This window comes from Pseudomonas sp. P4_B4, assembly GCF_056402255.1.
This window is the reverse complement of record NZ_JBFUHS010000019.1, coordinates 1-12,555: the sequence shown is the minus strand read 5'-3', so window position 1 is coordinate 12,555 and position 12,555 is coordinate 1. Positions and strand designations below refer to the sequence as shown.

General features: G+C 60.6%; 10 protein-coding genes. 1 reads left to right on the top strand and 9 read right to left on the bottom strand.

Annotated elements, in window-relative coordinates; genetic code table 11:
* Nucleotides 1-43 precede the first annotated feature (43 nt).
* On the top strand, nucleotides 44-973 hold the full coding sequence (locus tag AC1DVE_RS19665; protein WP_223460360.1) for a LysR family transcriptional regulator: 930 nt from the start codon (nucleotides 44-46) through the stop codon (nucleotides 971-973).
* Nucleotides 974-1,200: 227 nt separating this feature from the next.
* Here the strand turns inward: AC1DVE_RS19665 and AC1DVE_RS19660 are convergent, their stop codons facing one another.
* The 9 genes from AC1DVE_RS19660 to bioF all read right to left on the bottom strand — a co-directional run bounded on the left by AC1DVE_RS19660 (nucleotide 1,201) and on the right by bioF (nucleotide 12,414).
* On the bottom strand, nucleotides 1,201-2,979 hold the full coding sequence (locus AC1DVE_RS19660) for an acyl-CoA dehydrogenase C-terminal domain-containing protein (RefSeq protein WP_223532744.1): 1,779 nt from the start codon (nucleotides 2,977-2,979) through the stop codon (nucleotides 1,201-1,203).
* A 175-nt stretch (nucleotides 2,980-3,154) separates the two neighbouring features.
* Complete coding sequence (locus tag AC1DVE_RS19655) at nucleotides 3,155-4,951, bottom strand: acyl-CoA dehydrogenase C-terminal domain-containing protein (protein ID WP_477784134.1); 1,797 nt, start codon at nucleotides 4,949-4,951, stop codon at nucleotides 3,155-3,157.
* A gap of 85 nt (nucleotides 4,952-5,036) precedes the next feature.
* The gene (locus tag AC1DVE_RS19650; RefSeq protein WP_223460366.1) at nucleotides 5,037-6,329 is read right to left on the bottom strand and encodes a GGDEF domain-containing protein; all 1,293 of its coding nucleotides are present in this window, start codon (nucleotides 6,327-6,329) and stop codon (nucleotides 5,037-5,039) included.
* A 196-nt stretch (nucleotides 6,330-6,525) separates the two neighbouring features.
* A complete protein-coding gene (locus tag AC1DVE_RS19645) occupies nucleotides 6,526-8,331 on the bottom strand; it encodes a phenylacyl-CoA dehydrogenase (protein ID WP_223460368.1) in 1,806 nt (601 codons plus the stop codon).
* A gap of 278 nt (nucleotides 8,332-8,609) precedes the next feature.
* On the bottom strand, nucleotides 8,610-8,906 hold the full coding sequence (locus tag AC1DVE_RS19640) for a pyrroloquinoline quinone biosynthesis protein PqqE (RefSeq protein ID WP_223460370.1): 297 nt from the start codon (nucleotides 8,904-8,906) through the stop codon (nucleotides 8,610-8,612).
* Between the two features lie 123 nt (nucleotides 8,907-9,029).
* Nucleotides 9,030-9,710, bottom strand: a complete 681-nt coding sequence (gene bioD / locus AC1DVE_RS19635; RefSeq protein ID WP_223460372.1) for a dethiobiotin synthase — start codon at nucleotides 9,708-9,710, stop codon at nucleotides 9,030-9,032.
* Complete coding sequence (gene bioC / locus AC1DVE_RS19630; protein WP_223460373.1) at nucleotides 9,707-10,519, bottom strand: malonyl-ACP O-methyltransferase BioC; 813 nt, start codon at nucleotides 10,517-10,519, stop codon at nucleotides 9,707-9,709. The genes bioD and bioC overlap by 4 nt, the downstream gene beginning before the upstream one ends.
* Complete coding sequence (locus AC1DVE_RS19625) at nucleotides 10,512-11,243, bottom strand: alpha/beta fold hydrolase (protein WP_223460375.1); 732 nt, start codon at nucleotides 11,241-11,243, stop codon at nucleotides 10,512-10,514. The genes bioC and AC1DVE_RS19625 overlap by 8 nt, the downstream gene beginning before the upstream one ends.
* The gene (gene bioF / locus AC1DVE_RS19620) at nucleotides 11,236-12,414 is read right to left on the bottom strand and encodes an 8-amino-7-oxononanoate synthase (protein WP_223460377.1); all 1,179 of its coding nucleotides are present in this window, start codon (nucleotides 12,412-12,414) and stop codon (nucleotides 11,236-11,238) included. The genes AC1DVE_RS19625 and bioF overlap by 8 nt, the downstream gene beginning before the upstream one ends.
* Nucleotides 12,415-12,555: the final 141 nt, after the last annotated feature.

Sequence of the window (12,555 nt, the reverse complement as noted above, 5' to 3'; positions counted from 1 at the left end):
TTCAGCCATTTCGATTTCCCAGCATTTTCGATAAGTAATACTTATGGATTTCAAGCAACTGCGTTATTTCGTCGCGGTCTATGAAGAAGGCCACGTGGGCCGGGCCGCCGAGCGCCTGTCCATCTCCCAGCCGGCGCTGTCCCAGCAAATCCGCCATCTCGAACAAAACCTCGATGTGAGCCTGTTCGAGCGCAGCAGCAAACGCCTGTTGCCGACCCTCGCGGCCCACACGCTGTACAACCACGCCCTGCCTTTGCTCGATGGCCTGCAACGGGCACGGGAAGCGCTCGGCAACTTCAAGGGTCAGGCGCTGCGCACCCTGGCCATTGGTGTATTGCAGACCGTGCATACCAGCCTCGTTCCGCAAATGCTCGAGCGGGTGCGCAAGGCGCAGCCGCATCTAGTGGTGCAGATCTACGAACTGACCGGCCTGGAAATCGAGCGGCGACTGCTCAACGGTTCTCTGGACATCGGCATCGGCTACCTGCCGCCCCGCCAGCCTGGCTTACATGGCGTGATGCTGTACGAAGATGAACTGACCCTGGTCATCCCGGCGGAGCATCCGCTGCGTGAATTCAAGAAAGTGTCCATGAGTCAGGCCGCCGAACTGCCGATGTTGCTGCTGGGCGAGGAATTTCAGATCAGGCAGATCTGGCAGGCACAGCTGACAAGCCTCGGACGTCGCCCACAGGTGCAAGCCGAACTGAACAACATGGCCGGCATCCTCGACAGCCTGCCGCACACGCGCCTGGCGACGGTGCTGCCCGGACGCTCGCAAAAGACCCATGGCAACCACGAACTGCTGTGGAAACCCCTGAGCGAACCACGAGTGCCGCTGAAAGTCGGTTTGGTGTGTCGGGATGTGCAACGGCAGCAGGCCTCGCTGGCCTTGCTGCGGACATTGCTGGAAGAGGTGATAAACGGCCCGGATGGGCGCTTGAACAGCGCGCAGGCTCTGGATGGGACAAGCTGAAAACTTTTCTTCAGGCAAAAGAAAACCCCGCCGAAGCGGGGCTTTGCAGACTGTTTCCCTGACATCCATTTCACTCCACCGTCCTGGCAGAATCCTACGTGTCCCTGTTGTTGCTTTGCGCTTCCTGCGCTACGTCCATGAGAAGTAGATTAGCCGTGGATCCAATTTGCATCTATGGGAGAACAGCAGCACGTTATGTAAGAGAATGCTTACACAACATTACTTCATCAGAATTGTCCTGCATCCAGCAGGAACAACGATTCGCTACCGGCCTTCACCGACGCGCTCAACGAGTGGATGCGCGGCAGCAGGCGGGCAAAATAGAACCGCGCCGTGCCCAGTTTGCTGGCATAGAAATCGTCTTGCGCTTCCTTGCCGAAAGCAGCCTTGGCCATCAGGGCCCACATGTAGGCGTACGCCACGTAACCGAACACCTGCAGATACTCGACCGACGCCGCGCCGATTTCGTTCGGATTGCTCTTCGCTCGGTCAAGCAACCACGCGGTCAGTTCATCGAGGGTGGTCACCGCGTCGTTCAGCGGCTTGGTGAACTCGGCGAGGTCCGCGCCGGCGGTCGCCGTGAAGTGGCGAATCTCGTCGGCGAACAGGTTGTAGAACGCCCCGCCGCTACCCACGATCTTGCGCCCGACCAGGTCCAGCGCCTGAATGCCGTTGGTGCCTTCGTAGATCTGGGTGATGCGCACGTCACGCACCAGTTGCTCCTGGCCCCATTCACGGATGTAACCGTGGCCGCCAAAGACTTGCTGGCCGTGTACGGTGGTTTCCAGGCCGAGGTCGGTCAGGAACGCCTTGGCCACCGGGGTCAGCAACGCCACCAGGTCTTCCGCACGCTTGCGGGTGGTTGCATCTTCGCTGAACTTGGCGGTGTCCAGTTGCATCGCCACGTAGGTGGAGAACGCACGGCCACCTTCGTTCGAGGCTTTCATGGTCAGCAGCATGCGACGCACGTCCGGGTGGACGATGATCGGGTCAGCCACTTTGTCCTTGTTCTGCGCGCCGGTTGGCGCACGGCTTTGCAGACGGTCGCGGGCGTATTCCACGGCGTTCTGGTACGAGCGCTCGCCAGTGGCCAGGCCCTGGATACCGACGCCCAGACGCTCGTAGTTCATCATGGTGAACATCGCCGCCAGGCCCTTGTTCGGCTCACCGACCAGGTAACCCACGGCTTCATCGAAGTTCATCACGCAGGTCGCGGACGCCTGGATGCCCATCTTGTGCTCGATCGAACCGCAGTTCGCCGGGTTGCGCGTGCCCAGGCTGCCATCGGCATTGACCATGAACTTGGGCACCAGGAACAGCGAAATGCCTTTCGGCCCCGCCGGTGCATCCGGCAGCTTGGCCAGCACCAGGTGGATAATGTTTTCGGTCAGGTCGTGTTCGCCACCGGTGATGAAGATCTTGGTGCCGCTGACCTTGTAGGAACCGTCGGCCTGAGGCTCGGCCTTGGTACGGATGATCCCCAGGTCTGTACCGGCGTGTGGCTCGGTCAGGCACATGGAACCGGCCCAGATACCGGCGTACATGTTCGGCAGGTACGCGGCTTTCAGCTCTTCGCTGGCGTGGGCATTGATCGACAGGCAAGCGCCGGCGGTCAGCATCGGGTACAAGCCGAACGACAGGCTGGCGGAGTTGACCATTTCTTCGACTTGGGCCGAAACGGCTTTGGGCATGCCCATGCCGCCGTAGGACGGATCGCCACCGACACCGACCCAGCCGCCTTCAGCGTAAGTCTGATAGGCCTGTGGGAAACCTGCCGGCGTGGTGACGGCACCGTCCGCCCAATGGCAACCTTCTTCGTCAGCGGCACGGCTCAGCGGTGCGATGCTTTTGCTGGTGACTTTGCCGGCTTCTTCCAGGATGGCTTCGACCGTTTCTGCATCCACAGTCTCGGCCAGTGCAGGCAATTCGGCCCAGAGTTTGGCGACCTCGAAAACTTCATTGAGGACGAAGCGCATATCGCGCAGGGGCGCTTTGTAGTCAGCCATGGCAAACCTCGCAAGATCTATACAGGTGATTCACAGGAAGAGTGTTTTCGTTGGGTCGGAGTGTAACCCAACAACTTTTGCGACACATAGGGTCAACTCATGACCATTTTGTTATTTTTAGTCACCGACAAAAAAGCCCGCGCAAGGCGAGCTTCTTTGTAACGGATTTATATGACTAAAGCGCAAACAACTCCGCCGGCAGTTGCATCAGGCAATCGCTCCCGGCTTCGATGGCCGCCCGATGTGCAGCTGTACGTGGCAACAGACGCTTGAAGTAAAACTCGTTGGTCGCCAATTTACCCCGGCAGAAGTCGACATCACCGCTGCCCGCATCGAGCTGCGCCTGAGCCACCAGCGCCATGCGCAACCACAGGTAGCCAAGGATGATGTAACCGCTGTACATCAGGTAATCCACCGACGCGGCACCGACTTCGTCCGGGTTTTTCATCGCTGCCATACCGACCTTGGTAGTCAGCTCACCCCACTGCTGGTTCAGTTGATTGAGCTGCGCCACATACCCGGCCAGTTGTGGATGCTCGGCGTTCGCCGCGCAGAACTTGTGAACGATTTTGGTGAAGCCGCGCAGCAGCTTGCCCTGACTGCCGAGTACCTTGCGCCCGAGCAGGTCCAGCGCCTGAATGCCGTTGGTGCCCTCATAGATCGGCGCGATCCGGCAGTCGCGTACCAGTTGCTCCATTCCCCATTCGCGAATGAACCCGTGGCCGCCAAACACCTGCATGCCATGGTTGGTCACTTCCAGCCCGGTGTCGGTCATGAAGGCTTTGCAGATCGGTGTGAGGAACGCCAACAGGTCTTCGGCGTCCTGGCGCGCCGTTTCATCCGGGCTCAGGTGTGCAACGTCGAGCAACTGTGCGGTGAAGTAGGTCAGCGCGCGGTTGCCTTCGTTGAAGGCTTTCATGGTCAGCAACATCCGCCGCACATCAGGGTGCACGATGATCGGGTCGGCAGCTTTTTCCGGCGCTTTCGGGCCCGTCAGCGAGCGCATCTGCAAACGGTCATTGGCGTATTTGATCGCGCCCTGGAAGCTCGCCTCCCCCAGACACAGCCCTTGCATGCCGGTGCCCAGCCGCGCGTGGTTCATCATGGTGAACATGCAGTTGAGGCCCTTGTTCGGCTCGCCGATCAGGAAGCCCTTGGCCCCGTCGAAATTCAGTACGCAGGTGGCCGAGGCCTTGATGCCCATTTTGTGTTCGATCGAGCTGCAGGACACGCCGTTGCGCTCGCCCGCTTCGCCCGTCGCATCGGGCAGGAACTTGGGCACGATGAACAGCGAAATGCCCTTGGTCCCGGCCGGTGCGTCCGGCAATTTGGCCAGCACCAGGTGAATGATGTTGGCGCTCATGTCGTGCTCGCCAGCGGAGATGAAGATCTTGCTGCCGGAGATCGCATAGCTGCCATCGGCCGCAGGGACGGCGCGGGTCTTGATGATGCCCAGGTCGGTGCCGCAATGGGCTTCGGTCAGGCACATGGTGCCGGTCCATTGGCCAGCGGTGAGCTTCTTCAAATAGGTCTGCTTTTGCGCCTCGGTGCCATGGGCGTGGATCGCCGACATCGCACCGTGGGTCAGGCCGGGGTACATGCCCCATGAGGTGTTGCTGGAACCCACCATCTCGCTGATCACCAGGCCCAGAGAGATCGGCAACCCTTGACCGCCGTAAAGCGGATCCGCCGCCAAGCCATGCCAGCCAGCTTCGACATATTGGGCGAATGCCTGCTTGAAACCCGCGGGGGTGGTGACCACGCCATTATCGAAATGGCAGCCTTCTTCATCGCCACTGCGGTTGAGCGGCGACAGCACGTTTTCGCAGAACTTCGCCCCTTCTTCGAGGATCGCATTGACCATGTCCGGGCTGGCATCGGCGGCCCCCAGCGCAGCGTAGTTGCTGTGAAAGTCGAAGACGTGGTCGATCAGAAAGCGCATGTCGCGCAAGGGAGCTTTGTACTCGGGCATGGTCATTCTCCGTCGGCAGATTTCTCCAACCTACTGCTGCCGACCACGCCTCACAATCACTTTGCGCTCGCTGAATGCGCCATCATCACTCAACCGTAGCGGCGTCCATGCGCACGGCGCCACGGCGGTTCTGCCCGAACGCCATCACACAGTTGCGCCCGGCGCCCTTGGCGCTGTAGAGCGCCTGGTCAGCAGACTTGAGCACCTCTTCGGTGGTGCGTTGATCGATCCGTTCGGCAACGCCGATACTGACTGTCACCGATACACTCGACGCACCAGAACCGGCACGCCGCTGGCGCCCCTGATTATCGTCCTGCGGGCGATTTTCCTGGTTTCGCAATTGAATGTTGTAAGTGGCGATGGACTCGCGGATCACTTCCAGGTGCGGCATGCATTCTTCGAGGGTCTTGCCTGCAAACACCAGGGCAAATTCCTCGCCGCCATAGCGATACGCCTTACCGCCACCGCCGATTTTCGACAGCTTGCTGGCCACCAGCCGTAGCACCTGGTCACCGACGTCGTGGCCGTGGGTGTCGTTGAATTTCTTGAAGTGGTCGACGTCGCTCATGGCCAACACGTAGTTGCGCCCCAACCGTTGCATGCGTTCATTCAGCGCACGACGGCCCGGCAGTCCGGTCAGTTCGTCGCGGAAGGCCATTTGATAGGCTTCGTGGGCAACGGCGGCGGCGATCATCAGCATCACCTGGCTGCACATGATGTTCAGCGTGAACGGCAGGATGAAAGTTTTCGGCAACATCCAGAACAACCCGAGCAGCCCCACCAATTGCGCAGCATGCAGCGGTCGCGGGTTGCGCCAGTATTGCCAGGCCAGCAGCAGGAACGCAGCCATGAACACCGGATAGGACAACTGGATCAGGCTCATCCAGGCGCCATGCAAGGCAGGCCAGCGAATCTCCGACAGCCAGATCAGCAGCGCATGTGGATAACTTTGCTCAAGCCCCAGCGCCACGCTGCCGACCGCGAGCAAGACCGCGAAGCGCGCCACCATGTCCTGGAACAGATGGGTGCGCTCCTGCCACGCCGCGAACACGCCAAACAGCAGCGGCAGCAGCAGGCAACACAAATGAAAGACCACGGCGGCATCGTCACGCACCTTGCCGTTGTCGCGGTAATAGTCGATCTGGGTGTCGAGCAGGAAGTAGGCGATGTACACCGTGACCATCAGAAACAGTTCACGCTGGCGTCGGTACACCGCGCAATAGGCGCCACCGAGCAACAACACCAGGGTGGGCAGCACGTTGAACAGCGACGTGAAGAAGACGTTCAGATCCTTGATGTATGCAGCCGCAAGCCCCGCCAACAACAGCAGTAATGACGGCAGGAAATGGCTGAAACGCAAAGCGGAAGAACGCAGCAAGGGTAAAGCTCCGACCCGTCAGTTCAATAGATGGCAATGTGCCAACTACTGTAACGGCAGAAAGTCCGAGTTGCTGAGTGAATTACTGAGGTATTTTTCAAAGGGCGTTACAAACATTTTTCCACCGGCAACCTTAAAGCAAAAAAAGCCGCTGTCCCCGAAGGAGCAGCGGCTTTTTCAAGTGCTTCGTTAAGGCTTAGTAGCCCAGGTCGAAGTTCTCTTCTTTCATGTCCATCAGGTTGTTGGCGCCCGACAGCATGGTTGCGACGTGAGTACGAGTACGCGGCAGGATGCGCTGGAAGTAGAAACGCGCAGTCTGCAGCTTGGCGGTGTAGAACGCCTCTTCGGAAGTGCCGGCAGCCAGTTTCTCGGCAGCCAGGCGCGCCATGTCAGCCCAGAAGTAGGCCAGGCAGGCGTAACCGGAGTACATCAGGTAGTCCACGGAGGCCGCGCCGACTTCTTCGCGATCTTTCATGGCGGCCATACCGACCTTCATGGTCAGCTCGCCCCATTCCTTGTTCAGTGCAGCCAGCGGAGCGACGAACTCTTGGACCGCTTCGTTGCCTTCGTTGGTCTGGCAGAACTTGTGGACGATCTTGGTGAAGCCCTTCAGAGCCTCGCCTTGGGTCATCAGCACTTTACGGCCCAGCAGGTCGAGTGCCTGGATACCGGTGGTGCCTTCGTACAGCATCGAGATGCGGCTGTCGCGGACGTTCTGCTCCATGCCCCACTCGGCGATGAAGCCGTGGCCGCCGTAGATCTGCACGCCATGGTTGGCCGATTCAAAACCGACTTCGGTCATGAAGGCCTTGGCGATTGGCGTCATGAAAGCAAGCAATGCGTCGGCGTTCTTCTTCGCCTCGGAGTCCACGCCGTACTTGACGATGTCGACCTGCTTGGCGGTGAAGTAAACCATCGCACGGTTGCCTTCGGCGAATGCCTTCATGGTCAACAGCATGCGGCGTACGTCAGGGTGCACGATGATCGGGTCAGCGGCTTTGTCCGGTGCTTTCGGGCCAGTCAGCGAGCGCATTTGCAGACGGTCGCGAGCGTATTTCAGGCCGCCCTGGAAACCGACTTCAGCGTGGGCCAGGCCTTGCAGCGCGGTACCCAGACGTGCGGTGTTCATGAAGGTGAACATGCAGTTCAGGCCTTTGTTCGCCGGGCCGATCAGGAAACCGGTAGCGCCGTCGAAGTTCATCACGCAGGTAGCGTTGCCGTGGATGCCCATCTTGTGTTCCAGGGAACCGCAAGACACGGCGTTACGCGCGCCAACCGAACCATCAGCGTTCGGCATGAACTTCGGCACGATGAACAGGGAGATGCCTTTAGTGCCAGCCGGTGCATCCGGCAGGCGGGCCAGTACGATGTGGACGATGTTGTCGGCCATGTCGTGTTCACCGGCCGAGATGAAGATCTTTGTGCCGGAGACTTTGTAGGAACCGTCGGCCTGAGGCTCGGCCTTGGTGCGCAGCATGCCAAGGTCGGTGCCACAGTGCGGTTCGGTCAGGCACATGGTGCCGGTCCACTCGCCGGAAACCAGCTTGGTCAGGTAAGCCTCTTGCTGCTCAGGGGTGCCATGCTCGGAGATGGTGTTCATCGCACCGTGCGACAGGCCTGGGTACATGCCCCACGACCAGTTGGACTCGCCAACCATTTCGCTGATGGCCAGACCCAGGGACTCCGGCAGGCCTTGGCCACCGTGCTCTACGTCGTGAGCCAGGCTTGGCCAGCCGCCTTCAACGAATTGCTTGTAGGCTTCCTTGAAGCCAGTCGGGGTCTTGACGCCGGACTCGCTCCAGGTGCAACCCTCGATGTCGCCCACGCGGTTCAGCGGAGCCAGTACCTGCTCACAAAACTTGGCGCCTTCCTCAAGAATGGCGTCAACCATGTCCGGAGTTGCGTCGGCACAAGCCGGAAGGCTCTGATAGTGCGCTTCGTAGCCGAGCAGTTCGTCACGAACGAAGCGAATATCACGCAAGGGGGCCTTGTAGTCAGGCATAGCGATAAACCTCTGCTGATGTAACCGGGAATGAACGACCGCGTTGATTTGTTGTTGCGATCAAACAGTTGTTTGAAACATACGTTTACGCCGAAATCTTGTCAAGCGTCGATCTTTTGCCGTTCGTCATCGCAGGCTTGGACACACAGGCACACGGCAACGCAGCCGCGCTTTCAAAGCAGCCCGCCACACTGAAAAGATTAGTTGAGCAAGAAAGACTTACGCAGAAAAACGCCGCGAACAAGCGCGGCGCTGGAGGGTGCGGATTCTTTAAAGAATCAAGCGTAGGTATCGATCAACGTCCCGAGCACTTCGTCGGCTGCCTTGGCGACTTTCACGCCCAGTTCCGCCTGAATCTTGCCTTGGGCCATGTCGACCACGTTGCTGGCCAGGTCCGATTGCTGGCTGCGATCAACCGATCGCAGACGATCGGCCTGCGCCTCGGAGGACTGGCTGGTGACCGAACGCTCGATCGTCGTGTTGGCGATCTGCCCGGCGGCTTGATCGACGCGGTTCTGCCCTGTCTGAAGGGTGCTCAGACCGGCATAAAAAGCGGTGCTTCCTGAGATTTCCATGGGAGAACTCGTCCTTTCAAAGGATCAACAGCGGCCATTGAAGCAGAGTGGCTGGCAAAACACTCGTCAAAAACACTAATGGCACAGTGCCTTATCATAGGTAAAGCCCGCATTGCAAAAACGTCAGTCCAACAGGTCCAGTTGCAAGTGCTCGGCCACTGCCTCGGCCGTAACGGACTTGAGTTTAGGCACACGCCCCAAGCACGGCGCCGGGATGCGCTCGGCAAGGGTAGCCAGGTTTTCTTCCAGCCGCGAGGTCTTGGGGTCGATGATATTGGCCACCCATCCCGCCAGTTGCAAACCGTCTCGGGCAATCGCTTCGGCGGTCAACAAGGCATGGCTGATGCACCCCAGCCGCACGCCGACCACCAGGATCACCGGCAGCTTCAATGCGATGGCAAGGTCCGACAGATTGTCCTGATCCGCCAAGGGTACGCGCCAGCCGCCGGCGCCTTCGATCAGGGTGAAGTCCGCCTGCATGCTCAAAATCTGTCGCATCGGCGCCAGCAACGACTGCACCGTCAACGCCACGCCCGCCTCTCGCGCCGCCAGATGCGGGGCAATGGCCGGTTCGAAGGCCACCGGATTGACCTGTGCATAAGTCAGCGGCAGCGAACACTCCGCCAGCAAGGCCAGCGCATCGGCGTTGCGCAGGCCTTTGGGCGTCACATCACAACCGGACGCGACCGGCTTGCCCGCCGCTGTGCTCAAACCCGCCGAACGCGCCGCATGCAGCAGCCCCGCAGCGACCGTGGTTTTACCGACATCGGTATCCGTGCCGGCGATGAAATAGGCTGCGCTCATAAGGGTTTCTCCAAAACGGCGTACACCACTTGATAAGTCGCCGGCAGTCCCTGGGCCTGACGAAACTGCTCGTAAGCCTCAATCAGACCCAGAATCCGCGCCCGGCCGGTCAAGCCACCCGGCCGCCCGGGATTGAGATTGTGCGCACCCAACGCCTTGAGTTCATGGGTCAGGCTGCGCACATCCGGGTAATGCAGCACGTGCGCGAGGTTTTGCAGACTGACCGTCCTCAAGCCGCTGGCCGCACACAATTGCTGATAAACACCAAACGCCCGGAAGCGATTGACGTGCACCATGCCGTCGACCTGCCGCCAGCTGTCGCGCAATTCGAACAACGTCCCTACACACAGACTAGCAAACGCGAAGATGCCACCCGGTTTCAGCACCCGAAAGGCTTCACCGAGCACCGAGTCGAAGTCCGCGCACCACTGCACCGCCAGGCTGGAGAAGATCAGGTCGCAGGAGGAATCCTGCAGTGGCAATCGCTCGGCATCGCCGGCCACGAAGTGCGTGGCACCGCCCAATGGCCGGGCGTGGTTGAGCATGCCCTCGGCGATGTCCAGCGCCAACCCGTGACTGCCTGGAAATTGCTCACCCAAGGCACGACTGAAATGCCCGGTGCCGCAGCCCAGATCCAGCCAGCGCTGCGGTACAAAATCCTGCGGCAAGCGCCTGAGCAATTGGCTGCCGACATCACGCTGCAACTCGGCCACGCTGTCATAGCTGGCCGCCGCGCGGGAGAATGATGCTGCTACCTGGCGTTTGTCAGGCAAGGCGCCGGGCAGGTTGGGTAAGGATAAATCAGTCATCGCCGGACTCATGCAAAAAGGCCTGGATCGCCCCCGCCACACCGTGGGGATCCTCCAGAAGAAACGCGTGGCTGGCCTGTTCAATCAGACCGATTTCGACATCCGGCAGCAATGCCAACAACTCGCCCGCCGCTTCCGCCGGCACCAGCCCGTCGAGGCCGGCGAACAGATGCAGTTGCGGACCGCGGAACGATTGCAACGCCTGCCGGGTATCCAGTTGCGCGAGCACTTGCAGACCACTGAGCAGCACCGGCGCGGCGGTGTTCGGTGCGCCACCGAGCAACAACCGCGACAAGCCGCGCGGGTCTTCGGCGCCTTGGGCACAGAGCAGTGAAAAGCGTTTCAAGGTCGCGCGCGGATCGGCTGCACATCCCACCAGAAACGCATCGAAGGTTTCCCCGGGCATGGCGCTTGACCATTGATCATGGGCGACAAAAGAAGCGTTGCTGGCCAGGGTGAACACACCACAACAGCGATCGCCGCGCCGGGCCGCCAACTCGCAGGCGAGCATGCCGCCCAATGACCAACCGCCAAGCCAGGCGTCTTGCGGCAAGGTCGAATCAAGCTCATCGAGCCACTCTTCAAGATCGCTCGACTCCAGCTCCGGCAACGGCTCTATCTCGACGTGCAGGTGCTCATCCAGGCCGCGCAAGGCTGCCGCCAGAGGCTCCAGCGGTGAAACGCCAAGACCCCAGCCGGGCAGCAGAATCAGACGATCACGCATGGCTTGGCTCCGGCTTCAGCTGCTGAAAACAATCGGCCAGTCCATTTAACAATAGCTGTACCTGGGCCTCGCTGTGGGCAGCCGTCAGCGTGACCCGCAGTCGGGCGCTGCCGGCGGGTACGGTCGGCGGGCGAATCGCGGTCACCATCAACCCGCGTTCGCGCAGCATCTGCGAAAGGCGCACCGCGCGCCCGGCGTCGCCGATCATGATCGGCTGGATCGGCGTGAAGCTGTCCATGAGTTCCAGGCCAATCTGTTCGGCACCGTGGCGGAACTGGCGGATCAGCGTCTGCAAATGCTCGCGACGCCAGTGTTCGCTGCGCAGCAGTTCCAGGCTTTTCAACGTGGCGCAGGCCAGCGCGGGTGGTTGGCTGGTGGTGTAGATGTAGGGACGGGCGAACTGGATCAGGCTTTCGATCAGCTCTTCGCTGCCAGCCACAAAGGCACCCGCCGTACCGAACGCCTTGCCGAGGGTGCCGACCAGTACCGGAACGTCATCCTGGCTTAAGCCGAAGTGTTCGACGATGCCGCCACCGTTGGCACCCAGCGGTCCAAAACCGTGGGCATCGTCGACCATCAACCAGGCGCCTTTGGCCTTGGCTTCTCGGGCCAGCGCAGGCAAGTCGGCGATATCACCGTCCATGCTGAACACGCCGTCGGTGACCACCAGCGTATTGCCGGTGGCTTTTTCCAGGCGCTTGGCAAGGCTCACCGGGTCGTTGTGCAGATAGCGATTGAATCGCGCACCGGACAACAGCCCTGCGTCGAGCAGCGACGCATGGTTGAGCCGGTCTTCGAGCACCGTATCACCCTGCCCCACCAGCGCCGTGACCGCGCCGAGGTTGGCCATGTAGCCGGTGGTGAACAGCAACGCGCGCGGGCGACCGGTCAGGTCGGCCAATGCCTCTTCCAGGGCATGGTGCGGGGAGCTATGGCCGATGACCAGATGTGATGCCCCTCCACCCACACCCCACTTCGACGCGCCGGCACGCCAGGCTTCGATCACTTGCGGATGATTGGCCAGGCCCAGGTAGTCGTTGTTACAGAACGCCAGCAACGGCTGGCCATCGACCACCACTTGCGGCCCCTGCGGGCTTTCGAGCAGCGGGCGCTGGCGGTAGAGGTTTTCGGCACGACGGGCAGCAAGGCGTGCGGCGAGATCGAAAGACATGCAGGCCTCGACTATCAAATGACACATGTCCCCTGTGGGAGCGGGCTTGCTCCGGGCGGCGATCCGACGAATGCGGTCTGACATTCAACATTGATGTCGACTGACACGACGCATTCGTCGGACCGCCGCCCGGAGCAAGCC